This is a genomic window from Paenibacillus lacisediminis (assembly GCF_046567315.2).
Map to the genome: position 1 here is coordinate 1 of NZ_JBKIAX020000010.1, position 25361 is coordinate 25361.

A 25361-nucleotide genomic window follows, 5' to 3' on the forward strand; every position below is an offset into this window, starting at 1 on the left:
CCACACTTCCACATTAGGAGAATTTTTTTTACTTGGGAAGACCAAATCCTGGAAAGTGCTTGAACTTTTTCGTTCCCTTTAATTCCTAACGTTTCATGTTAGATTTTACGCATGGCTAGTGACAGAGATGACCTTATTTATCTCGAATCGGCCCTAGGGTACTCGTTTTGAGCGAAATAGCGTCATGTGGGTCCGTTAGGCTGGGAAATACCCGGGAAATGGGCGAGTAACGTCGCTGGAGTCCGTTAGAGCAGTGTCCCACAGATTAGAAAGAGCCGAATTACTCGGTGCTTCTGCTCATGAAAGAAGGGGAAGGGTACTCGTAGTAGAACTGAAGAGGGAATGGGTATGGGGTGGAACCCCATACCCATCCCTCCCCTTGCACTTAGCGTATGGGTTTACATGATAAAGAACCTTGTCAGTGGCGAGGTTTTTCTAATTTTTGGCGGGACAATTTGATTTGTCATTTGTTACAATAAATAGCGATAGTTTTATGACAGGGCCGTACAGAGGCTAGGGGTTGCTGCCTTCCTCTGGGGCGGAGAGGATGAACGGGTGTGAAGCGAAAAAACCATTGGGTACTTTTTGCCCTCCTTCTTCTGGCATTGATCAACTTGTCCCCCAGCAAGGAAACGGCGCTGGTCCGTTCCGAGGATCGCGGCGACGAGCCGCCGGCCAGTGTTCCGCAAACCGAGGTTCCGCAGGAAACGGGCCACATCCGAGTAGCGGTGCAAATGAACGAGTCCGATTTTCGCCAGCTTGAGCAAATGAACCGGACGTTTATGGACAGCCATAAGGTCCAGGTAGAGATGACGAACGTCGCATCGGAAGAAGCCCACGCTTCGTTTCAAAATTTGTTGAAGCTGGGCGAGTCGCCTGACGTTCTGCTGCTGGACAATGCTTGGGTGCGTCAATTCGCGGCGGACGGATATTTGCTGCCAACGGAAATCTACTATTCGGGGGTTTTGTCGGGAGAAGTATTAAGCGCATCCCTCGTTCCGAATGAATGGAACGGTTACGTGTGGGGAGTACCGGCGGATGCCGACCCTTATGTATATGTATTCTCCAATGCGGTGCTGAAAGATATGGGGGTGAAGACACCCCCGGATTCGCCGGACGCATGGAATGCTTTGCTTGCGCCCGGATCTGAAAAAAGACGGCTTCCCCAGCATTTGCTGGGTATGGACGGAAGCGACCCTTATGCTTCCCTGACACTGCTTTGGCAGCTTGGCGGTGGCGCCCGGGAGAACGTACAAGCTTCCCCTTTTACACTTAACGGCGAAATGCGAACCGTGCTAAAGCGGCTGGAGCAGCTTCGGCCTCTTTTGATATCGTCGAATTCGCCGCAGGCGGGTGATCAGGACATATGGAGCAAATTGCAGCGCGGCGAGCTTGCGATGATATTAACAACGGCTTCAGAGGCCGCAAATCATCGGCAAGCAGGAACAACCGCTATGTTTCCCAAGGAGCAGCGGGACCGGTTTACGACCTGGATCGCCGGGCGGAGTTTCGTGGTTTCTTCTCATTCCCAAAACGCAGATGCCGCAGGGGAGTGGATCGAAGCCATGACCTCCTCCGACAGTCAAAGACAATGGTTTGAAGCAACGGGGCATCTCCCGGTATCGCGTGCGATCTACGATGAGGCCGTGAAATACAAGCTGCCGGATTGGATCTCATCGTTTGCGGCATCGGGAGCGATGTCCGCAATGCCGGCCGGGAGCGGCCTTCCGGCCAAGCTGGAGGAGTTTTCCCGTCTCATGGAACATTATTTGAACGGCAAGGTGAGTGCAGGGGCTTTTGCGGACAAGCTTGGCCGGATCGGCCAATAATCAAAACGACAACTTCAGTTTGACGACTAAAATTCCCTGGGCAATCATCACCTCGGTGGCTTCTACAAATGGAACGATTTTTTTGGGATAAAAGCCAAGATCAAAATCGCGCTCGAGCTCGGCCCGGGTCGTGTCGGGCAGCTCCAAGCCGTTGAACAGCAACCGGTCAACGTGGAAAGTGATGGAGTTTTCCGGCTCATGCTCTACTGTGTAATGTCCTACCACTTTAAGCTTAAGCTGCTCCTGGCTGCCCTGCACGGTGATTTGGTTCTCAAGGAAGGTGAAGCTAATGTCTTTCAGCAGTTCATTTTTGCGATGCAGAAATTCGTTAAGCTCTTCCTGCCGGACCGTTAGGCTATAACCGCCTTTTTCAGCAGCCAGGCTGTCCTCGTATTGATTCAAAAAGTCGGGAAACTCGGACATCACCCCGGACAGCGTTGCGAAATATTTTCTCAGCTCAAAGAGTCCGACGTTTTCCCAATAGGCCATCAATTCCTCAATCATCGCTTTCAATTTTTCCGGATCCGCGCTAAGGCTGAGGGATTTGTCTACTTGCTGCTGCAGGGCAGTGACGCGCTCCCGTTGAAGCTGAAGTTCCGCCTTCATCTGCGCAAGATCGTCCGACACGGCTTCCAGCTCCTGTTTCGTATGCACCAAATCGGCATATTCGGATTTGTACCTGCCCAGAACGATGCGGTCGCGCTCCAAGATCAATTGATAATAATCCAGCACGGTAAAAAAATCTTTTAAACTGCCCACCGACAGCAAGGCCGCAAACAGATTCTCCCGCTCCCCCATATAATAAGCGCGGATGCGTGCTCCCGCCTGTTCCCGGCTGCTCCGGATTTGTTCGTTTTTCTCGGCCAGTTGACCGGCCAGTTGACGGATCGCCGTTTTCGTCTCTTGCTGCCGGGCTTCAACGCGGGCGATTTCTCTATCGATCTCCTTGATGGACAAGCTTTGTTCCAATATTTGCTGTTCCTCTTCCGTAAACGGCTCGGCCCATACCGGCGGCGGAAGGAGGGAAGCGAAGATGAAAAGCAGCAGCAAGATCAAGGAAGGATAATGTTTGTTCAAAAAAGATCCTCTCCCGTGAGTAGTTGTACTATATATATGTTACCAAGCGAGGAAATAGCAGGGATCATGAAAAAAGGCGGCTCGACCCGAGGTCGAACCGCCTTTTGCAATGCTTTTTTATTCGGATTATAGTGGCAAACCCATTTTGAAAACCGTCCAATAGCTGAAACCTGTAAAGGCGACGATCATATATCCCCAGAACAGCAGGATATACGTTCTTTCCGTAAACTTCAGGTAACCGAAAAGAACAAAAAAGGCCGTTTGCAGGAAAAACAGCAACGCCATTTCGGTCATACCGCCGGCAAAGGCCATGAGTCCAATGGCAAGGGTAAAGAAACCAAGAACACGGAACATGCGTGCCACGAAAAATCCCCCTTTCATATGTATCAACGAACGTCTCATTTCTCTAATTATTATACCCGTTAGCCCGGTAAGTGTAAACGAAAAGTCAACAATTAGCCTGGATTTGCATGGCAAGTATGATGAATATTATGGAAAACGCTTAACTTTTGCAATGTTTTTCTTCGCGTTTATTCATGAGGTATGGAGAACCCGGATTTTGGAAATACATTTTAGTATCAAATAGATTCTATGAACTCTATGAGAGGCATAGAAATGGAGTAAGAAGCTTTTTACTTATTCGCCTGCCGGTATGCCGGCGGAAAACGGATTAAGACTAGGATGTCGTTAGGAGGTTTTTATAGCATGACAGCAGTGAGACAAGACGCATGGAGTGCGGAAGATGATTTGATTTTGGCCGAGGTGACTCTTCGCCATATTCGAGAGGGCAGCACACAGCTTACCGCATTCGAGGAGGTTGGGGAACGGATCGGCAGAACGGCGGCCGCTTGCGGGTTCCGCTGGAACAGCTGCGTCCGTAAGAAATATGAAGCGGCGATCAGCATAGCTAAAGCCCAACGGCAAAAACGGAATTATATGAAAAAGCAAACATCACTCTCGGTGGGTTCCGGCATCGCTTCCCTCGCTTCGGTGGAGACGGAGGACGGTTACCGAAGTGAAGGCGTGACGGAAGAAACGATTTCCATCGACGCGGTCATCCGCTTTTTGCGTGGCTGGAAAAACACGGTGCAGGAATCGAACCGGCATGTAAAAGCGCTGGAAAAGGAATTGCGGGAAAAGGAAGAGGAAATGGCGGTGCTGAAAGAGGAGAACGAACGCCTCTCGGCGCAGGTCAATGAAGTGCAGACCGACTACAGAGCGGTTAATGATGACTACAAGGCTTTAATCCAAATCATGGACCGGGCCCGTCGCCTTGCCTTTCTGAACGAAGAGGATGAAGAAAGCAAATCGCGATTTAAGATGGACGCGAACGGGAATTTGGAGCGTATCGAGTAGGGAGCCGTAAAACGCAAAAATCCCGCCTGGGCGGGGCTCGAAAAACTTTGCTGTATGTGAATCGTTCGATCTTACGATAGTTTACGTTGAGGATACTTGAACTATGGCCGGTGTGTTAAAAGGCAGCCATGTGAAATGTTCTTACGATCGCTGTTGTTCGCGGATTTCTTGATTCTATAGATTCCAACGAGGAAGAAATCCGCTCGCAAAGGCGACCAAGCATATGCTTCCGATGCAGCTTTCTTACAGAAAGCTTTTAGTTTCTTCAGAATCATTTCACACTTTGCCTATGACACACTATCTTTAGTTCAAACCGTATTATTATACGTAAGATCAATGCTTCCGATTCAGGAAGTTGCTAGAAGTCCCGCCGTTATGGCGGGATTTTTGTGTTTTGGGGGAAGGGTTTGGTATAAAATGAAGAGGAGTAATTATAGAAGGTACGCGATAAGACGGCGAAAGGAAGTTAGTTGGGGTGAAGATAGATATTGTTGGGGCGGGGGCGCTTGGGTTGCTGTTTGGCGGGAAACTGGCTGCGGCGGGAGAACGGGTGCGGTTTTGGACAAGGACAGCCGAGCAGGCGGCGCTGCTACGAAAGGAAGGAATCGAGCTTACGGAGCCTGACGGGACGGTGCATATTATAGAAGGAAAACGGTTTGCGGCGGGTACGCTTGATCAGACTGCCGGAACAGATTGGGCGGAGGAACCGGATTGGCTGCTGTTGATGACGAAGCAGGGGCACATTACCGAAGCTTTATTGTCTGCTTGCGGCCGTCTTGCCGGAAAACATACCAACATCGTTTGTTTTCAAAATGGCGCAGGGCATTTGGAACGGATTCGGCAAATGATCCCGGGGCAGGCGCTGTATGCGGCGATCACCACGGAGGGAGCAAAGCGAGCGGACGGCCGCCGTATAACCCGGGCCGGTTTTGGTGAAACGCGTGTCGGGGTCGATCAAACGATGGATTTTCTCGAATTTTCGGGAGAAAGTTTGGCAAAAATGCTCCGAAAGGCAGGATTTGACGCCTTTTTGTCGAATGACATCGGGAGAGAATTGTTCAGGAAGCTGCTCATCAATGCGGTTATCAATCCGTTAACGGCGATTTGGCGGATTCCGAACGGCCAATTGCTGGAATCGGAGGCGCGGCAAACGGTGATGCGGCAGCTGTGTGATGAAGGAGAACGCATTTTTCAGGCAAACGGGATCGCGTACGACGCGGATATCTATGCGCAAATCCTGGGAGTTTGCCGCACTACCGCCGGCAACACCTCATCGATGCTGAAGGATGTCCTTTCGGGCAAGCCGACGGAAATCGATTTTATTAACGGCCGCCTGGTGGAAATGGCGCGAGCCAAGCAGGTTTCCGCCCCTGGACATGAACTGGTCTGGCAGCTGATCAGGGCGATGCAACCTGACATGCATATAAAAATATAGTTACTAACTTTTTGTGTGAGCTTTTCTTTTTCCAACATAAAGGAGGTGGGTTTTTGAGTGTTTTGGCCACTTTTCTTATCGTATTTGCCATGATTCCGGTCATTCCGTTTCTGCTTGTTTATTTCATCTATTACTATGGGGGGAAACGCGAGAAAAAAGCCGCCATTATGCTGGCGATGGACGTCACGACGCTGTTTCTGATCTTGGGGGCGGCCGCCTTGTTCAACAATGTGTTTCACTCCACGTTTGGCTTTTACTTGATCGTTCTTATTCTGCTCGTTGCCAGCGGATTGATCGGCGGGGCGCAGACACGCCTGAAAGGCAAGGTGGATGTGCGTCGGCTGCTGCGCGCGGTATGGCGCTTGGCGTTTGCGGGGACAGGGGTGGCTTACATTCTTTTATTTTTGATCAGTTTTATTACATATATTTTTACCGCCTAAACTATACTATACAAACCACAAATCACCAAATAACGAATAAAACAATGACACTCAAGGTTAATTGTTAAGAAAGAGCAATTGTCAATATGGGATAACGGACGATTTTGTTACATGAGCGGACCGTTTTTGGCGAAAAACGCGGAATTACCGAAATTTTATGTTGGATTTTTTTGACCGCTGGTTGTATAATCTAAAAACATATACCACAATATTTTAAGGGGGATATCGCTAGATGAAGAAGAGTAAGAGTCTACTCCTGCTTCTGACGCTCGTTCTCGCCGTAGGCACTTTGCTTTCCGCATGCGGATCAAACGGCGGCAGCAACGGTGCTGCTAACGGAGGCAACAATACGGCATCCAACAGCGGCGACAGCGGCGAAGAAAAATTGGCTGCGGATCAAACGCTGAAAATCAACCTGAGCGCGGAACCGCCTACATTCGATCCGGCTCAAGCCCAAGACAGCCAATCCAATACGGTGCTTAAGACGATGTATGAAGGTCTTACGCGTCAAGATGATTCCGGCCAATCCGTTCCGGGCGTAGCCGAAAAATGGGATATTGACGGAACGAAGTATACTTTCCATCTTCGCAAAGACGCAAAATGGAGCAACGGCGACCCTGTAACGGCAAACGATTTCGTGTTTGCGTGGGAGCGCGTGCTGAGCCCGAAAACATCTCCGGCTGCACCTTACGCTTATCAATTGTACTACTTGAAAAACGGTAAAGAATATAATGAGGGAAAAGTTACCGACTTCAGCCAAGTTGGCGTAAAAGCGGTTGACGATTACACCCTGGAAGTCGAATTGACGGCGCCAACGCCTTACTTCCTTGGCCTGACTTCTTTCTACACTTTTTATCCGGTTCACCAATCGGTCAAGGATGACCCGAAATGGGCGGTTGACCAAAGCAAAATGATCGTAAACGGTGCGTTTACGCTGACCAACTGGGTGAAAGGGCAAACGATTGAAGTTACGAAAAACGAAAACTATTGGGATAAGGACAACATTAAGCTCAGCAAAATCACCATGTCTTTGGTAAACAGCAGTACGACTGAGTTGGCTAGTTACCAAAACGGCGAGCTGGATCGCGCCGGGCATCCTAACGGCGAAATCCCAACCGACCAAATTCCGATTCTCAGAGATCAGTTGAAAGATGAACTTGAAATCAAAGGTATTGCAAGTACGTATTACTACGAATTTAACGTAACGGCCGAACCGTTCGATAATGTAAATATCCGTAAAGCCTTTGCTATGGCTATCGACCGTCAAGCGATCGTCGATAACGTAACCCTTGGCGGACAGCTTCCGGCGTTCGGTTACGTTCCTCCGGGCATCAAAGGCAAAACATTTGAAGTCGAATACCGCAACGAGCACAAAGACGACTATTTCACGGAAAACGTGGAAGAAGCGAAGAAACTGCTTGAGCAAGGCATGAAGGAAAAAGGTTATACGAAACTTCCTGAAATCACGTTGATTTACAACTCCAGCGATGCGCATAAGAAAGTAGCGCTTGCTGTAGCCGACATGTGGAAGAAAAATCTTGGTGTTGACGTGAAGACACAAAACCAAGAATGGGCCGTATTTATTGAAAATCGCCAAAACCTGAATTACCAAGTGGCTCGCGCTGGTTGGACCGCCGATTACAACGATCCGATGACGTTTTTGGATATGTGGGTAACTGACGGCGGCAACAACGACACCGGTTTCTCCAACGAGGAATACGATAAGCTGATTGCCGAAGCGAAAGCTACCGATGATGAGGCTAAACGTGATGAAGCTTTCGCAAAAGCCGAAAAAATCTTCATTCAAGACAACATGGTCGTGATGCCGCTTTACTACTACACGAACGTTGCGGCCGAGAAGCCATACCTGAAGGGCGTAGTCCTTGACTTTAGCGGTGCTGTAGACTATACCCGCGCGTACCTGCTCGAACATTAATCCGTAGAGGGCAGACCCATGCAAGAACGAAGCGAATAGCAACTTCGGGATATATATGTGGACTACTTCATATATATCCCGATTTTTTGTGTGCGGGGTTCTTCCAAGCATTTCGTTCTAATACAAATATATGTAATAGACAAGCTAGGTCTTTTCGCCTAAAATCGATATATGTCGAAATATAAAAAAAGGAGGTGTAAACGGGCATGATACGTTACGTAGCGAATAAGTTTTTTTACATGTTGGTTTCGCTGTTTATTCTAATCACTGCCACCTTTTTTCTCATGAAGGCCATTCCGGGTGATCCGCTCACTTCGGAGAAACAGGTGCCTCCCGCAATAAAGGAGCGCCTTTATGAACAGCTTGGACTCGACAAGCCCGTTTATGAGCAGTATTTAAAATATTTGGGGAACGTTGCGCACGGAGATTTGGGCATTTCCATGAAGATGATTAACCAGGATGTGTCCAAAATCATCGGGCAAACGTTTTCGGCGTCCTTGAAGCTGGGAGTCGTTGCGATTATCGTTGCCGTAATCGTTGGGGTGCTGCTTGGTATGCTGGCAGCGTTGTATCATCGCAAATTGATCGACAATGCGGCTATGGTGCTGGCGGTGTTAGGGATCGCGGTGCCGAGCTTTGTGGTTGCTTCTTTGCTGCAGTATGTATTTGCCTCCAAACTGCACTGGCTTCCTACAATGGGCTTTAAGGGTCCGCTGTATTACGTGCTTCCTGTAGCGGCGTTAACCGCGCAGCCGATCGCTTTTATCGCGCGCCTGACACGTTCAAGCATGCTGGAAGTACTGCATGCCGACTATATCAAGACGGCCAAAGCGAAAGGTTTGGGCTGGATGGCGATTTTGTTCCGCCACGTTATCCGCAACGGAATTATGCCGGTCATTACTTATCTTGGGCCAATGACGGCCGACATCGTAACCGGCTCGGTCGTCATCGAGCAAATCTTTGGGATTGGCGGGATCGGCAAACAGTTCGTGCAAGCGATCAGCACCCGTGACTATCCGCTGATTATGGGGATTACGATCTTTTATGGGGTATTGCTGATGGTGGCGCGTTTTATAACGGATATCGCTTACGTATTCGTAGATCCGCGAATCAAGCTAAGCGGAAGGAAGGAGGGCTAAAGGATGGATGCGAATTCCGTAAAAGTGATGCCGGCTCCGGCGGATCTGACTCCCGAGGATTTTCGGAAAATCGGAACGGACGAGAAAGAAGCCGAGGTCATTCAGCGCGAGAGTATTTCCGCATGGCGGGATGCCTGGTATCGTTTGCGCAGCAACAAGATGGCTATGACAGCGCTTGTCGTCCTTGTTATAATCTCGCTTGCCGCTATCGTCGCCCCATGGATCGTCGAAAAAATCAATGGTTTAAACTATTATTCCAACGATCTGATGAGCACCAACAAAGGACCGTCCGCTCAGCACTGGTTCGGGACCGACGACCTCGGACGCGATATGTTCGTCCGTACTTGGATGGGCGCGCGCATTTCTCTAATCGTAGGTTTGGCTGCTGCATGTATCGACTTGTTTATCGGTGTTATTTATGGCGGAATCATGGGCTTCTTTGGCGGCCGTGTTGATGAAATTATGAATAAGTTTTCCGAGATTTTGTACGCTATTCCGTACCTGCTGGTTACGATTTTGCTGCTGGTCGTGCTCGAGCCAAGCTTGGGAACGATCATATTGGCTTTAACGATCACGGGCTGGATCAACATGTCGTGGATTGTCCGCGGCGAGATTATGCAGCTCAAAAGCCGCGAGTTCGTGTTGGCTTCCCGTTCGATGGGCGCAGGCTCGGGACGTTTGCTGTTCCGCCATCTGCTGCCGAATGCGGTTGGACCGATCATCGTCACGGTGACGTTGTCCGTGCCAAAAGCGATTTTTGCCGAAGCGTTCTTAAGCTTCCTTGGTCTCGGTGTGCAGGCTCCGATCGCATCGCTTGGTTCGATGATAAATGATGCTTTGACAGGATGGCTGTACTACCCGTGGCGCATGCTGTTCCCGGCCATATTGATCAGCTTGATCATGCTGGCATTTAACATTTTCGGCGACGGCCTTCGTGACGCGCTGGATCCTAAACTGAAGAAATAGGAGGTGGAATGATGGAGCCGATTCTACAAGTCAAAGATTTGCATGTGTCCTTTCAAGTCAGAGGCGGAGAAGTCAAAGCCGTTCGCGGCATGAACTTTGAAGTGGGGAAAGGGGAAACGGTTGCGATAGTCGGTGAATCCGGCAGCGGTAAAAGCGTAACGGCCCAAACGATCATGCGTCTGATTCCGTCCCCTCCGTCAATCATTAAGCAAGGTGAAATTATTTTTCAAGGCGAAAACCTGTTGACCAAAAGCAATAAACAAATGGAAGCCATTCGCGGTAAAGATATCGGCATGATTTTCCAGGACCCGATGACCTCTTTGAATCCTACCATTAAAGTAGGGCGGCAAATTACCGAAGTGTTAATCAAACATCAGAAAATGTCAGCGGGCGAAGCGAAAGAACGTGCCATTGAAATGCTGAAGCTAGTCGGCATTAAAAATGCGGAAGCCCGCTTTAACCAATACCCTCACGAGTTTTCCGGGGGCATGCGGCAGCGCGCCATGATCGCTATTGCTCTTGCATGCCGTCCGGCGCTGCTGATCGCGGACGAACCGACGACAGCGCTTGACGTTACGATTCAGGCACAAATTATGGACGTCATGAAAGAGATGCAGGAACATCTCGGCACTTCCATCATTTTGATTACCCACGATCTTGGCGTCGTTGCCGGCATGTGCGATCGCGTCATCGTCATGTATGCCGGTGAGGTTGTAGAAACCGGAACGAAGTGGGAAATCTTTAAAAACCCGCAGCATCCTTACACGAAAGGTTTGCTGCGCTCGATGCCGCGGTTGGATCAGAAGAAAGGGGAGCCTCTTATTCCTATTATCGGCACTCCGCCCGATTTGATTAAACCGCCGGTTGGCTGTCCGTTTGCGGCACGCTGTGAACATGCGATGAAGATCTGCGAGCGTATCGATCCGGGTGCGACCGTATTCAGCGATACGCACATGGCCCGCTGCTGGGATCTTCATCCGATGGCCAAGGAGGGACAGTCGTCATGAGTATTGGGAAGACATTGATCGAAGTCGAAGGACTCAAAAAATATTTTAACGTCGGCGGCGGCAATGTGCTGAAAGCCGTCAACGACATCAGCTTCTCGATTGCCGAAGGCGAAACGCTGGGCCTCGTTGGCGAGTCGGGCTGCGGCAAATCGACCGCGGGACGCACGATCCTTCGCTTGTACGAGCCGACGGGCGGCAGCATTCGTTTTAACGGAACCGATATTACGAAACTGCATCCGCGGAAAATGAAGGCGATGCGTCGCGATATGCAGATGATTTTCCAAGATCCGTACGCCTCGTTGAATCCGCGGTTTACGGTTACGGATATCATCGGTGAAGCGCTGGACATCCACGGTATGGCCGGATCGCGGGCGGAACGCAAAAAACGCGTGGAAGAGCTGCTTGATATGGTCGGCTTGAATCCCGATCATGCGACGCGTTATCCGCATGAATTTTCCGGCGGACAACGGCAGCGGATCGGGATTGCCCGCGCGCTGGCGGTAAATCCGAAGTTCATTATCTGCGACGAACCGATATCGGCGCTCGACGTGTCCATTCAGGCGCAGGTGGTCAACCTGCTTAAAGAACTGCAGGACCGCCTCGGTTTAACGTATTTGTTTATCGCCCACGACCTGTCGATGGTTAAGCATATCAGCGATCGTGTAGCCGTAATGTATCTGGGCCGGATCGTTGAGCTAGCGGAAAGCGAAGAGCTTTACGCCAACCCGCAGCATCCGTATACCAAAACGCTGCTGTCCGCGATTCCGATTCCGGACCCGGAGATCGAAGCAAACAAGAAGCGGATTCATTTGGAGGATACGGGCAACGGTCCGATTACTTCCAAGGACGGTAAAACCGACGGCGGTTTGTTCGATTTGGACAACTCGGAGCTGGTTGAAGTGTCCAAAGGCCATTTTGTGGCGATGCCGAAAAAAGGCTAGGCTGTTTTGAGGTAAACTCCCTCTGCACGGTTAAACCGGCAGCGGGAGTTTTTTGCCGTTCGCGGCTTACGGAAAGTGAGAAATTTAACAAAAGTAAGGTTAGCTTTGACGGGTACGCGGAGTATCCGGTACAATCAAGGAAGGTTGGTATGGAAGAACAGGAGGACATTAACCTGATGAATATAGTACAAGAACTTCTGGCACCTGCCGGGCCGCTGGCGGAAGCGTATGCCCATCGTTTTGGAGCGGTCGCCGCTCTTTACGAATATGATCCGGCGCTGGATGATAGCTGGCACAGACGGCTAAAATGGCTGGATGAAACGGAGCATCAACGGATAAACCGGACGACCTTGGTAAACCGGCTGCGCGAATACAATCGCCTGCATAACCCGGATCCCGCGGTGGAGCAGGCGCTGGACCGGCTAACGCAGCCGGGGACCGCGGTCATCGTCGGCGGGCAGCAAAGCGGCTTGTTTACCGGGCCGCTGCTGGTGATTTACAAGGCGATCACGATTATTAAAGCGGCCCAAACCGCCGCCGCCAAACTGAATCGGGCGGTCGTGCCGGTATTTTGGATTGCCGGGGAGGATCACGATTGGGATGAAGTGAATCATACTTACATTTTGTCTTCGGACCTGCAGGTCAAGCGCATTCGCATCTTGCGCGATCCGGACAACCGTCTGCCGGTCAGCTTTAGCCAGGTTCAAAAAGAAGAATGGGAGCAGGCGGCGGATGAGCTGGAGCAACTGCTTCCGGGCAGCGAGTTTAAGTCCGGCTTGAAGGAGTTGTTCAAACGTTCCGCTGCGGAATCGGCGAGTCTGTCTGAATGTTTCGCCAAGCTGATGGGGGCCTGGTTTGGCAAATACGGCCTTGTGCTGCTGGATTCCGCCGATCGTGAGCTGCGCAAACTGGAGACCCCGGTGTTTGAAGCGATCATCCGGCAAAACGACGAACTGGAGTCGGCTTACTTCGAAAGCTTGCGCGATTTGGCTGGGCTTGGATATGAACCGCAAGCCGAAGTAAGCGAAGGCGGAGCCAATCTGTTTTACATACATGAGCAGGAGCGGCTGCTGTTGTTCAAGCGGGAAGGCGGCTTCGCCGACCGGAAAGGCAAGGTTTCCTTCACCCGGGATGAACTGTTGGCCGAGCTTCGCGAGCATCCGGAGCGTTTCAGCAACAATGTGCTGACCCGGCCGCTGATGCAGGACAGCCTTTTTCCGGTTCTCGGCGCCGTGCTGGGTGCGGGGGAAATCTCCTACTGGGCGTTAACCCGCAAAGCGTTCGGCAAGCTGGGCTTGCAAATGCCGCTGCTGTTGGCGCGGGAGTCTTTTACCGTGGTAGAGGGTACATTGCAGAAGCATATGGAAAAATACGGCCTTAGCTGGAACGACGTCAAAGACATCGAGGTCCTGCGGCAAAAACGTGAAGCATGGCTGGCGAATCAGGACGCGCTCCATATCGATGCCCGTTTCGATGAAATCAAGTCGGGCTTTGGCGAAATGTACGATCCGCTGATCGAACAGCTCGCCGCCATCCAAAACGGGCTGCTGAAATTAGGGACCGCCAATCGCGATAAAATTTACGATCAGATCGACTATTTGCGCGGCAAGGCAAAGGATGCCCTGGAAAAAAGCAATGAAGCGGGATTGCGCCATTTTGAGCGGATCGAGCTATCGCTGTTTCCATTGCGGAAGCCGCAGGAACGGGTTTATAACATATTTTATTATATGAACCGGTTTGGCGTGGAATGGATTGACACTCTGATGGATATTCCTTATGACATCACGGGAACGCATCGAATTATTTATTTATAAAGGAGGCAGAACAAAATGAGTTCAGCAGCGATGCAAAACAGCATTATTACGGACTTGAAGCTTGCCCCGGAGGGGCATCTCAAAATCGATTGGGTGGAGGCCCACATGCCGGTACTGAACCGGATTCGCAAACAGTTTGAAGCGGAACAGCCTTTTAAAGGATTGAAAGTGACGATCTCGCTGCACCTTGAAGCGAAAACCGCTTATTTGGCGAAAGTGGTGCAAGCCGGCGGAGCCGAAGTGACGATCACCGGAAGCAATCCGCTGTCGACCCAGGATGATGTTTGCGCGGCGCTTGTGGAAGACGGGGTTACGGTATTTGCCAAATACAACCCGGAACCGGCGGAGTACAAGGCTCTCTTGATCAAGGCGTTGGAAACGAAACCCGATCTGATCATCGACGACGGCGGTGATCTGGTGACGATCCTGCATTCCGAACGGCCGGACTTGCTGGAAAATGTCCGCGGCGGCGCCGAGGAAACGACGACCGGCATTTTGCGCCTGAAAGCGATGGATAAGGAAGGAAAGCTTAAATTCCCAATGGTTGCAGTAAACGATGCGTACTGCAAATATTTGTTCGACAACCGCTATGGTACCGGGCAATCGGTATGGGACGGCATCAACCGCACGACGAATTTGGTCGTCGCAGGCAAAACCGTCGTCGTCGTCGGCTACGGCTGGTGCGGCAAAGGCGTGGCGATGCGGGCTAAGGGGCTTGGCGCAAACGTCATCGTCACCGAAGTTGATGCGATCAAAGCCGTCGAAGCCTATATGGACGGGTTCCGTGTAATGCCGATGCGGGAAGCCGCCAAACTCGGCGATTTCTTTGTGACGGTAACCGGCAACCGTGACGTCATTCGCGGCGAGCATTATGATGTGATGAAAGACGGCGCGATTTTGTCGAATGCCGGCCATTTCGACGTAGAAGTGAACAAACCTGAACTGCAGGAACGTTCCGTCTCGGTGCGGACCGTACGCCGCAATATCGAGGAATATCAATTGAAGGACGGACGGAAAATGTATATCCTTGCCGAAGGCCGTCTCGTCAATCTTGCCGCTGGCGACGGACATCCGGCGGAAATCATGGACATGACGTTTGCGCTTCAGGCGTTGTCGCTGAAGTATGTCAATGACCGCTATAAAGAAATCGGCAGCACGGTCGTTAACGTGCCGTACGAACTTGATGAGCAAGTGGCCCGTTTCAAGCTGGAAAGCCTCGGCGTAGGCATCGACACGCTTTCCGCCGAGCAGCGCGCTTACCTCGACAGCTGGCAGGAGCATTAATCCGCCGGCTGCGGCGCGGCTGGGTCTTTCATTTTGGGCGAGCCGCCGGAGAGTGATCCTCCCGGCGGCTCGCTTTTTTGTATGCTTAAAGATACGGATATCGCTGTTTCAAGATGCCTGCCCCGGATGCTGATTGGATATTATCCAATAGAAAAGCTTGAATTGCGGGTAAATAGACGAGTTGATTGGAAAAAATCCAATAGATCAGCTTTGATCAGCTTGATTTTTCGATTTTCGGCTGATTCTATTGGAAAAAGTCCAATCTGGCCTCCTATGTTGGAAGTGAATTTCCAATTCAATTGGATATATCCAATGAGCCGCTAAACGCTTTGAACAGGCCTCTAAACAATCAGATAAGGTGCTGAACAATCGAACCAAGTCCCTTTTCCAAAAGGCTATGCGGAAAAGGGACTTCTGCTATTTCCCCCAAGACGGGTGTGGCCCGTAACGGTGAAAAGTTTGGAGTTGGAGAATCGGCAGCAACCGATAGCAACAGCGCTCGAAGCCCAACATTTTCACAGTTATGCCGATACCTCCGCCTCCCCCTTGATAAAAAATTTCCGCCCGTAAGCAGGATTTTTCCGCTAAATGCAGAATAGGTACTTAACATGTGGGGCAAAGTGGTGTAAAGTGGGGGAAAGAGGTAGGGAGTGAGACACCAATGTTTATGGGGGAATTCCAACATAGCATTGACGACAAAGGCCGGATTATTATCCCGGCTAAGTTTCGTGATCTCCTCGGAAGCGCTTTTGTTGTTACCCGCGGCTTGGACCAGTGTCTTTTCGTTTATCCGATGCAGGAATGGGAAGTGCTGGAGCAGAAGCTGAAAGCTTTGCCGCTCATGAAGTCGGACGCGCGTGCGTTTACCCGCTTTTTTTTCTCCGGAGCTACGGAATGCGAGTGGGATAAACAGGGAAGGGTAAACTTGCCAAGCAATTTAAGGCAGTATGCGAAGCTGGAGAAGGATTGCGTTGTTCTGGGCGTATCGAATCGGGTTGAGATTTGGAGCCGGGATACTTGGGAGCAATACTTCCAGCAGTCGGAGGATACGTTTAACGAAATCGCCGAGAAGCTGGTCGACTTCAATTTCGACCTGTAGAGGTGGTTAAAAAGTCGGCTTTTGATCACGGTAGAGGTAGTCAAAAAGCCGGTTTTCGAAGATGTAACCAGGTTTATTTAAAATCGAGTTCTAGTCTGGAGGGGCGTTAGTCGTGTTTCATCACATCACGGTGCTTAAAGAAGAAGCGACAGAAGGGCTGCGCATCAAGCCGGACGGCATTTACGTAGATTGTACGCTGGGAGGCGGCGGCCACAGCTCGGTCATTTTGTCCCGGCTTGGCGAAGGCGGTAGACTAATCGCTTTTGATCAGGACGACTGGGCGCTGGACAATGCCAAAGAACGTTTGGCCTCTTATGCGGACAAGTTAACTTTGGTGAAAAGCAATTTTCGCCATCTGGAACAAAAGCTGTTGGAGCAGGGCGGTCTTCCTCGGCAGAACGGGGTTCCGCAAGTGGACGGCGTGTTGTTTGATCTGGGCGTTTCGTCTCCACAGTTCGACGAGGGAGAACGCGGCTTCAGCTACAACGCCGATGCTCCGCTCGATATGCGCATGGATCAAACGGCGCGGCTCACGGCGCGGGATATCGTTAACGAATGGCCGGAGCGGGAAATTGCCCGCATTTTGTTCCAGTATGGAGAAGAGAAGTTCTCCAGACGCATCGCCAAGGTCATAGTGGAGAGGCGCGATCAGGAGCCGGTGGAAACGACCGGTCAACTGGTCGAACTGATCAAGGAAGGAATCCCGGCGGCGGCCCGGCGAACGGGCGGGCACCCCGCCAAACGCAGTTTTCAGGCGCTGCGGATCGCCGTAAACGACGAGCTAGGCGCGTTTGAAGAAGGACTGCATGCCGCGATTCGTTGTTTGGCGCCGGGCGGCAGAGTTTCGGTCATCACCTTTCATTCGTTGGAAGACCGCATCTGCAAGCAGATTTTTGCCGGTTATGTGGAGAAATGCACCTGTCCTCCCGACTTTCCGATGTGCGTGTGCGGGGGGAAGGGATCGCTGAAGCTAATAAACCGGAAACCGGTGGTTCCGTCGGAGAAGGAACTGGCCGAAAATTCGCGGGCGCGGTCGGCAAAATTGCGCGTGGCGGAGAAATTGCAAACCTTAGTGGAGGAATCGTAAATGGCTTATTCGCGGGGGAACTTGGCAGTAAAAGAAAAGTCAGCAGAACGTAAGTATCCGTCACAGCGCTATCGCGAAACGACGAAGGTCGTCACTCGCCGCTCAACGCTTCCGGTGCGCGAGAAACTGCTGTATATGATGACGATTATTTTTTGCGTGGCGGTGATGGCTGGTCTCTTATGGCAAAATGTTACACTTTACAGCATCAAGCGGCAAATGTTTAATTTGAATACGGATATTCAAGCGATGAGCGCCGAGATCGAGCAATTGTCGATCAAAAAAGAAAAGCTGGAGGAACAAGTTCCGGAGGAAGCGGCCAAACTTGGTTATGTTGAGCCGGAAGAAGAAGGGTTCCATGTCCAGGTTCCGCCGGGGGCATCATCGGTGGCAACTCCGGGTGACAGTGCGGAGACTGACGGCTCATCGGAAGAGACGGACCATGCGGACGGCCTGGCGGCAATCCGAAAATAATCCAACTTTAAAGAGGTTTGGCCATGACCAAAAGAATAAAATTGCGAACATTGCTGATAGGGGGATGCGTCACCCTCTTTTTTGCTGTATTGATAGGGAGAGTGTTTTGGCTGCAGATCGTCCAAGAGGATTTTTGGCAGAAGCGTGCCGAAGCGCTTTGGTCCACCAAAAAGGATCTGCCCGCCACCCGTGGAACGATCACGGACCGTAAAGGCGACGTATTGGCCATGGACGCTCCCGCCTATACGGTAGTGGTCAATCCTAGGATCATTCATGACAAAGGTTTAGAAAATGAAGTGGTCGAGGGGCTCAGCCGGATTCTCGGCAAAGACGGGCAGGAGATACGCGACCTCCTCAACGCGAAGATGAAAGACGGCAAATATTACGCCCAGCGGGAAGTGCGCAACGAAGGTTTGAAAATTGACCAGGAGCTCAGCGATCAAGTGGTAGCTTTCAGAAACAAGCTGCTGCAAGAGCATGAGAAATTGGAAGACACCGGCATTTATTTGATGAAGGAACAAAAACGCTATTATCCCCAAAAGAGCCTGGCCGCTCATATCTTGGGCTATACCGACCGCGACGGCAATGCGGTGTCCGGCCTGGAGGCTTATTACGACGAGAAGCTAAAGGGAGAAGACGGTTATATCGAGTATAAACGCGACGGCAGGGGGATTGAAATCCCGAAAGCCAGCGAAATTTACCAGCCGGCGAAAAACGGGCAGAACCTGCAGCTAACGATCGATGATACGATCCAGTATTATATCGAACAAGCGATGAAGGAAGCGTATGCTGAACTGCAGCCGATCAGCATGAGCGTCATCGCCGTCGATCCGAAAACGATGGAAATTCTCGGAATGGCAAACATGCCTACATACGACCCCAATGAATATTGGGCCGATGTCGATCAGAAAAACTTTTACAACCACGCGATCAAATCGGTGTACGAACCGGGATCGACGTTTAAAATCGTGACCTTGGCCGGAGCTGTTCAGGAAGGGGTTTTTAACCCGAATGCCACGTATATGTCGGGTAGTATTCGTGTTCCGGGGCGAACGATCCACGATTTAAAACGATCCGGCTGGGGGCCGATCAGTTACTTGGAGGGTGTGAAGCGTTCCAGTAACGTTGGTTTTGTCAAACTGGGTTATGAGATGCTGGGTCCCGAACGGCTGAAAAGCTACGTCGACAATTTCGGATTCGGGCAGAAGACGGGCATTGAGCTGCCGGGCGAAGCCAAAGGGATCGTTGATCCCGTGCAGCAGGCCGACTTCGCGGCGATGTCCTACGGGCACGGCAAGCTGCTCGTTACGCCGCTGCAGCAGATCGTTGCGGTGGCGGCGGTGGCGAACGGCGGCAAGCTGATGGAGCCGCATATCGTCAAATCCATCACTGATCCGCAAACCGGCAAAACGGAGGAGATCAAACCGAAAGTTATCCGCCAGGTGATCGCGCCGGAAACCGCAAAGGAAGTTGGCGGATATTTGGAGCAAGTCGTTTCCGACCATATAATTGGGACCGGCCGCCACGCTTACATCGAGGGTTACCGGATCGCCGGGAAAACGGGAACGGCTGTAAAAGTCGTGAACGGCGAATATAACTATTCCAAGCAGGTCGTTTCTTTTATCGGCTATGCGCCAGTGGATGATCCGAAGATCGCCGTCATCGTTTTGATTGACGAACCGAAGGATTCCGAGTTGGGCGGCGGAACGGCGGCGGCCCCGGTGTTCAAAAAAATCGTAAACCAAACGCTCCAGTATATGGGCGTGCCTAAAACGATTGATACCAACGCCGAGAAAACGAATCATGCCGAAAGCGGGCCGAAGGTTCCCGACCTTAAGGGAATGGGCGTGCAAAAAGCCAAAGACACTCTCGTTGCCGCAGGGATCTCCTATGCGACCTTGGGAAGCGGCACGGGAATTATCTCCCAATACCCCAAAGCGGGAAGCATCCTGAAAACGGGCCAATTCGTTTATTTGCTGACCGAAGAAGGGGCGAACATGAAAATTCCGAACTTGAATGGAGAATCGCTGCGGGATGCGATGGAGCTGCTATCGGTTCTTCAGGTGCCAGTCACCGCAAAGGGGGAAGGATACGTCGCCTCGCAAAAAGTGATCGAAGAGAACGGGGCGCGAAGAGTCGAATTGACGCTTGAGCCGCCGGTCACGGAGGAGGAAACAAAGGGGGAAGCGGCGGACGGCAGTGAGACGGCGGACGGTGAAGCGTCCGGCGAGTCAGTGGCTGGCGCGGACAAAAGCGGCGCTGACGGACAGTCCGGCAGCGGGGACCCAAGCGGTTAAGGTTTCGCCGGGGGCTTCGCTGCCGGCCTAAGTCCGGCTCGGAAATAAGGCAATTGGAGAGGTCTTGCGATGATCAAAAGAATTAGACTGCGAACATTGCTGATAGGGGGATGCGTCACCCTCTTTTTTGCTGTATGACGTCTCCGAGAACTCGCCATAGCTTGTTCTAACCCCTGGTTGTCCTGAATATCCTTGATATGAAAACATTCAAACGTCAGGATGGGATAGGGGGGCAACCAGTGAAAGTTTCCAAATTTACCGTCAGACGAAGACTGTTCTGGCTGTTGATGGTGTTGTGTTTGTTATTTGCGGCCCTTGCCGTGCGCCTTGCCTATGTGCAGATCGGAAAAGGCGCGGAGTTGTCGGCCAAAGCGGAGGACTCCTGGCGCCGGAACATCCCTTATTCGGCAAAACGGGGAGAAATCAGCGACCGGAACGGCAACGTGCTGGCTTACAATATCACGACGCCGACGGTCATGGCCATTCCGGTGCAAATCAAACATCCGGAGCAGACGGCCAAAAGCCTGGCGCCTCTGGTCGGCATGAGCGAGGACGAGATCTTGAAGTCGATCACCAAGAAACAATCCATAGTCAGGCTGCAACCCGGCGGACGCAAAATTACGATGGAAAAAGCGCAGGAAATTCGTGATTTGGCTCTTCCGGGTATTGTTGTTGCCGAAGACAACAAAAGGTATTATCCTTATGGAGGACTTGCCGCCCATATCTTAGGTTTTACCGGCAGCTACAACCAGGGGCTGACCGGAGTGGAAAGCAAATACGAAAGCCTGCTGAGCGGCATGAACGGCAGCGTGTCCTATTTGTCCGACGCCGGCGGCCGATTGATGCCGGGATCGTCGGAGAAATACGTGGAGCCGAAAGACGGGCTGAACCTGACGCTGACGATCGACAAATCGATCCAAAGCATCATCGAGCGCGAGCTGGATCAGGCGATGGACCGGCTGCAGGCCGATTCGGCGCTGACCATCGCAATGAATCCGAAGACGGGCGAAATTTTGGGCATGGCGGCAAGACCGGGTTTTGAGCCCGCGCAATATCAGGAATACGATTCGGCGGTATATAACCGGAACCTTCCGATCTGGATGACGTACGAACCGGGTTCCACGTTCAAGATCATCACCTTGGCCGCCGCGCTCCAAGAGAAAAAGGTCGATCTGCTGGGAGAGCGGTTTTTTGATCCGGGATATGCCAAGGTTGGCGGGGCCACGCTCCGCTGCTGGAAGAGGGGCGGGCACGGCAGCCAGACGTTCCTCCAGGTGGTGGAGAATTCCTGCAACCCCGGGTTCGTAGCACTCGGGCAGCGACTGGGCAAAGAAACGCTGTTCCAGTACATCAAAAATTTCGGCTTCGGCAGCAAAACCGGCATCGACTTGAACGGCGAGGAAAACGGAATCCTGTTCAAGCTGTCCCGGGTCGGCCCAGTGGAGCTGGCGACGACCTCGTTCGGCCAAGGGGTGTCGGTGACGCCGATTCAGCAGATCACCGCGGTTTCGGCCGCGATCAACGGCGGTAAGCTGTATAAGCCTTACGTTGCCAAGGCGTGGACGAATCCCGACACGGGCGAGGTCGTCTCGGAATCGACACCGCAGTTGGTGCGCCAGGTCATTTCGGAAGAGACGTCCAAGCAGGTTCGAACCGCACTGGAAAGCGTCGTCGCCAAAGGCACGGGCGGCAACGCCTTCATCGATGGTTACCGCGTAGGCGGAAAGACCGGGACGGCGCAAAAGGTCGTAAACGGGCGATATTCTGCAAACGAGCACATCGTTTCTTTTATCGGCTTCGCTCCGGCGGACGATCCGCAACTCGTCGTTTATACGGCGGTCGACAATCCGCAAGGGGTTCAATTCGGCGGCGTGGTAGCCGCCCCGATCGTGCGGAATATTATGGAGGATGCGCTGGAATACATGCAAGTTCCGCCTCGCCAAAAACAGGTCACCAAGAAATACAAATACGGCGAGACGCCGATCGTCACAGTTCCCGATCTGGTCGGACATACGGCGCAGGAAATCTATGAGAACCTCAACATGAATTTCAACCTGGCGAAATCCGGGGCGGGCAATGTGGTGATTAACCAGGCGCCGAAACCCGGGGCCCGGGTCGAAAAGGGTTCGACAATCCGCATTTATATGGGCAGCGAGGCGGATGCGGAACAACTGCATAATCATAATGAGTAATTTTCCTGAACTTTGCAGTTTTTGGTGATAATATAGAGTGAGTGTTCACGAACGTTGTTGAAATACGGAGGGGTAGTTATGCTTCTTAAGGAATTGGCAACTTATTTGATAGCTTCACAAATACGAGGCGACGGGGAGCGGGCGTGCGAAGGCATGGCCATCGACTCGCGGAAGGTTCAGCCCGGCGATTTGTTTATATGCCTCCCCGGGCATACGGTCGACGGGCATGACTTTGCCCCGCAAGCCGCGGAAAAAGGAGCGGCGGCGCTCGTTGTGGAGCGTTGGCTTGACGATTGTGAGCTGCCTCAGCTTAAAGTGAAGGACAGCCGTTTGGCGATGGCGGTTTTGGGCAACGTGTTTTTCGGGTTTCCCAGCCGGCGTCTCAAGGTCGTAGGCGTTACCGGAACGAATGGCAAAACGACGACGACTTATCTGATCGAGCGCATTTTTGAGGATCAAGGTCTCGCCACCGGGCTCATCGGCACGATTCAGCGCAAATTTGCCGGCCGGACGCATCCGATGTCCGGCACAACGCCGGAATCGCTCGAACTGCAGCGGTATTTGCACGAAATGGCCGAAGGCGGCGCGGATTACTGCGTGATGGAGGTGTCCTCCCATGCGCTGGAACAGGGCCGCGTTAAAGGAACTTTTTTCCGGACGGCCATCTTTACGAACTTGACCCAGGACCATTTGGATTATCATAGTACGATGGAAGAATACCGCGGGGCCAAGGGGCTGTTCTTCTCCCGCCTGGGCAACGCCTATCCGGCCGATCCAAACGAACGAAGCTACGCGGTCCTTAATGCGGATGACCCGGCAAGCTTCTATTTCGCCAAGCAAACCGCTGCGGAAACGATCACGTACGGGGTGGAGAACGAGGCCGATGTCCGCGCCTCGGACATTTCCGTAACCGCGAAAGGCACTTCGTTCCATGTTGACACTTTCCAAGGCAGCGCCGATATTTCGCTGCGCATGGTCGGCAAGTTCAACGTGTACAACGCGCTTGCCGCGATCGCGGCCGCTTTGCTCGAAGGGATCCCGCTCGAACGGATCAAGACCAGCCTGGAAGCGGTCAAAGGTGTGGAAGGACGGGTCGAGGCGGTCGATGAGGGCCAATCCTTCGCCGTTATCGTCGATTACGCCCATACTCCCGACGGGCTGGAGAATGTGCTGCGGACCGTAAACGAGTTTGCCCAAGGCCGCGTTATCTGCGTCTTCGGCTGCGGCGGCGACCGCGACCGTACGAAGCGTCCGATCATGGGGCGAATCGCCGCGAAATACGCCCAGCACGTCATCGTGACCTCCGACAACCCGCGCACCGAAAATCCCGATGCTATACTAGTCGACATCGAGCAGGGATTGATCGGCGACGGAGTGGATCGCAGCCGTTACGAGCTGATCGTAGACCGCCGCGAGGCCATTCAAAAGGCTATTGAAATGGCAAGCCGTGAAGATGTAGTATTGATTGCGGGGAAAGGTCATGAAACCTATCAGTTGATCGGAACCGCGGTGCTCGATTTTGATGATCGAATCGTAGCAAAAGAAGCGATAAGGGGTTTAGCGAAGTGATAATTAGAAAACTGGCGGATATAGCCGCGATGTGCGGCGGACAAGTGCGGGAGGCAGCCGATTCGGGCATTACGGTGCACGGTGCGGTTACCGATTCCCGGCAAATCGTAAAGGACTGTTTGTTTATTCCGTTATCCGGGGAAAGGTTTGACGGGCACGATTTTGCCGCCGGCTGTCTGGGCGCGGGAGCGGCCGCAACCCTGTGGGAGCGGTCCAAAGGAACGCCTCCCGGGCCGGCCGTCCTGGTGGACGATTGCTTGGAGGCGCTGCAAACGCTGGCCAAGTCCTACTTGGCCCAGACGGGCGCCAAGGTAGTCGGCATTACGGGCAGCAACGGGAAAACGACGACCAAAGACCTCGTTTACGCGCTTTTGTCCACCACGTATAAAGTGCATAAAACCAAAGGGAATTTTAACAACCACATCGGGCTGCCGCTGACGATCCTGGCGATGCCCGAGGATGCGGAGATCGCCGTCCTGGAGATGGGCATGAGCGGCCGCCGCGAAATCGAGCTGCTGTCCAAACTGGCCGAGCCCGAGACGGCGGTCATTACCAACATCGGTGAAGCGCATCTGCTGCAGCTCGGCTCGCGGGAGGAAATCGCGCGGGCCAAACTGGAGATCCTCGCGGGAATGAAGCCCGGGGGATTGCTCGTTTACAATGGGGACGAACCTTTGATTCCCCAGGTGCTCGCGGAGGCGGACATGCCGAAGCCGGACCGGCTGCAGACGGCCACGTTTGGCCTGGGCCAGGGCAATGACGAATACCCGACCGGGATGATGTTCATGGAGGATCGCACCCTGTTCACTTCGCACGCGAACGGCGGCGGACCGCTGGAGCTGCCTCTGCTGGGCGAGCACAACGTGGTGAACGCTTTGGCCGCGCTTGCGGTCGCCCGCCGCTATGGGGTCAGCGAAGCCGCGATTCGGGACGGGCTGAGCCATGCCGAACTAACCGGAATGCGGATCGAGCGCATCATCGGCGCAAGCGGCGTGACGATCTTGAACGATGCGTACAATGCCAGCCCCACGGCGATGAAAGCGGCGATCGGAGTGCTGGAAAAGATGAAAGGCTTCCGTCAAAAAATCGCTGTGCTCGGGGATATGCTCGAGCTTGGAGCCACTGAGGAGGAATACCACCGCGAGCTCGGCGCCGCTTTGACGCCGGGCCAAGTGGATCGGCTTTTTACTTACGGAACTCTGGGCCTAAAAATCGCCGAAGGCGCGTCCGAACATTTGGAACCTGCGCGCATTCACGCATATACTGATAAAACTGAGCTCATCCGCGAATTGATTTCGCTGCTCCATCCGAAGGACGTCGTGCTGGTCAAGGCTTCCCGGGGCATGAAGCTGGAGGAAGTCGTAGACGCGGTTAGACATAGCAATCTAAAGCACTAAACACCGGCGAGAGGGGGTGAAATCC

Annotated in this window: 20 protein-coding genes; 18 read left to right on the forward strand and 2 right to left on the reverse strand. The window is 52.5% G+C overall.

Features of this window, described 5'->3' with window-relative positions:
- The first annotated feature begins 557 nt into the window (after positions 1 to 557).
- Positions 558 to 1829, forward strand: a complete 1272-nt coding sequence (locus tag ACLD72_RS19155; protein ID WP_410997429.1) for an extracellular solute-binding protein — start codon at positions 558 to 560, stop codon at positions 1827 to 1829.
- Here ACLD72_RS19155 and ACLD72_RS19160 read toward each other — a convergent pair whose 3' ends face one another.
- Together ACLD72_RS19160 and ACLD72_RS19165 are read right to left on the reverse strand one after the other, a co-directional pair.
- Positions 1830 to 2906, reverse strand: a complete 1077-nt coding sequence (locus tag ACLD72_RS19160; RefSeq protein ID WP_410997431.1) for a coiled-coil domain-containing protein — start codon at positions 2904 to 2906, stop codon at positions 1830 to 1832.
- Between the two features lie 126 nt (positions 2907 to 3032).
- Entirely contained in the window at positions 3033 to 3269 is a 237-nt protein-coding gene (locus tag ACLD72_RS19165) for a DUF2626 family protein (protein WP_036621366.1), read from the reverse strand.
- Between the two features lie 342 nt (positions 3270 to 3611).
- On the opposite strand from ACLD72_RS19165, the gene ACLD72_RS19170 reads away from it, so the two are divergent.
- The 17 genes from ACLD72_RS19170 to ACLD72_RS19250 all read left to right on the forward strand — a co-directional run bounded on the left by ACLD72_RS19170 (position 3612) and on the right by ACLD72_RS19250 (position 25336).
- Positions 3612 to 4262 (forward strand): RsfA family transcriptional regulator, encoded by a 651-nt coding sequence (locus ACLD72_RS19170; RefSeq protein ID WP_410997433.1) that lies wholly within the window; start codon positions 3612 to 3614, stop codon positions 4260 to 4262.
- 475 nt (positions 4263 to 4737) lie between these two features.
- Complete coding sequence (locus ACLD72_RS19175; RefSeq protein WP_410997435.1) at positions 4738 to 5697, forward strand: ketopantoate reductase family protein; 960 nt, start codon at positions 4738 to 4740, stop codon at positions 5695 to 5697.
- Positions 5698 to 5750: 53 nt separating this feature from the next.
- On the forward strand, positions 5751 to 6137 hold the full coding sequence (locus ACLD72_RS19180; RefSeq protein ID WP_410997437.1) for a DUF3397 domain-containing protein: 387 nt from the start codon (positions 5751 to 5753) through the stop codon (positions 6135 to 6137).
- A gap of 232 nt (positions 6138 to 6369) precedes the next feature.
- On the forward strand, positions 6370 to 8073 hold the full coding sequence (locus ACLD72_RS19185; protein ID WP_410997439.1) for a peptide ABC transporter substrate-binding protein: 1704 nt from the start codon (positions 6370 to 6372) through the stop codon (positions 8071 to 8073).
- A 206-nt stretch (positions 8074 to 8279) separates the two neighbouring features.
- Positions 8280 to 9212, forward strand: a complete 933-nt coding sequence (locus tag ACLD72_RS19190) for an ABC transporter permease (RefSeq protein WP_251586998.1) — start codon at positions 8280 to 8282, stop codon at positions 9210 to 9212.
- A gap of 3 nt (positions 9213 to 9215) precedes the next feature.
- On the forward strand, positions 9216 to 10178 hold the full coding sequence (locus tag ACLD72_RS19195) for an ABC transporter permease (protein WP_285889848.1): 963 nt from the start codon (positions 9216 to 9218) through the stop codon (positions 10176 to 10178).
- A gap of 11 nt (positions 10179 to 10189) precedes the next feature.
- Entirely contained in the window at positions 10190 to 11185 is a 996-nt protein-coding gene (locus ACLD72_RS19200; RefSeq protein WP_328270884.1) for an ABC transporter ATP-binding protein, read from the forward strand.
- Complete coding sequence (locus ACLD72_RS19205) at positions 11182 to 12126, forward strand: ABC transporter ATP-binding protein (RefSeq protein WP_328270885.1); 945 nt, start codon at positions 11182 to 11184, stop codon at positions 12124 to 12126. The genes ACLD72_RS19200 and ACLD72_RS19205 overlap by 4 nt, the downstream gene beginning before the upstream one ends.
- 176 nt (positions 12127 to 12302) lie before the next feature.
- The gene (gene bshC / locus ACLD72_RS19210; protein ID WP_410997442.1) at positions 12303 to 13940 is read left to right on the forward strand and encodes a bacillithiol biosynthesis cysteine-adding enzyme BshC; all 1638 of its coding nucleotides are present in this window, start codon (positions 12303 to 12305) and stop codon (positions 13938 to 13940) included.
- A 15-nt stretch (positions 13941 to 13955) separates the two neighbouring features.
- Positions 13956 to 15224, forward strand: a complete 1269-nt coding sequence (locus ACLD72_RS19215; RefSeq protein ID WP_251586990.1) for an adenosylhomocysteinase — start codon at positions 13956 to 13958, stop codon at positions 15222 to 15224.
- Between the two features lie 661 nt (positions 15225 to 15885).
- Positions 15886 to 16323 (forward strand): division/cell wall cluster transcriptional repressor MraZ, encoded by a 438-nt coding sequence (gene mraZ / locus ACLD72_RS19220; RefSeq protein WP_410997446.1) that lies wholly within the window; start codon positions 15886 to 15888, stop codon positions 16321 to 16323.
- Between the two features lie 112 nt (positions 16324 to 16435).
- Positions 16436 to 17410 carry a 16S rRNA (cytosine(1402)-N(4))-methyltransferase RsmH gene (rsmH, locus tag ACLD72_RS19225; protein ID WP_410997448.1) on the forward strand — a complete coding sequence of 325 codons (975 nt, stop codon included), beginning with the start codon at positions 16436 to 16438 and terminating at the stop codon, positions 17408 to 17410.
- Complete coding sequence (locus ACLD72_RS19230; RefSeq protein ID WP_410997450.1) at positions 17411 to 17881, forward strand: hypothetical protein; 471 nt, start codon at positions 17411 to 17413, stop codon at positions 17879 to 17881.
- A gap of 23 nt (positions 17882 to 17904) precedes the next feature.
- Entirely contained in the window at positions 17905 to 20178 is a 2274-nt protein-coding gene (locus ACLD72_RS19235; protein WP_410997452.1) for a penicillin-binding transpeptidase domain-containing protein, read from the forward strand.
- A gap of 239 nt (positions 20179 to 20417) precedes the next feature.
- Positions 20418 to 22370, forward strand: a complete 1953-nt coding sequence (locus ACLD72_RS19240) for a stage V sporulation protein D (RefSeq protein ID WP_410997454.1) — start codon at positions 20418 to 20420, stop codon at positions 22368 to 22370.
- A 78-nt stretch (positions 22371 to 22448) separates the two neighbouring features.
- On the forward strand, positions 22449 to 23939 hold the full coding sequence (locus tag ACLD72_RS19245) for a UDP-N-acetylmuramoyl-L-alanyl-D-glutamate--2,6-diaminopimelate ligase (protein WP_410997456.1): 1491 nt from the start codon (positions 22449 to 22451) through the stop codon (positions 23937 to 23939).
- On the forward strand, positions 23936 to 25336 hold the full coding sequence (locus ACLD72_RS19250; protein ID WP_410997458.1) for a UDP-N-acetylmuramoyl-tripeptide--D-alanyl-D-alanine ligase: 1401 nt from the start codon (positions 23936 to 23938) through the stop codon (positions 25334 to 25336). Before ACLD72_RS19245 ends, ACLD72_RS19250 begins: the two co-directional genes overlap by 4 nt.
- Positions 25337 to 25361: the final 25 nt, after the last annotated feature.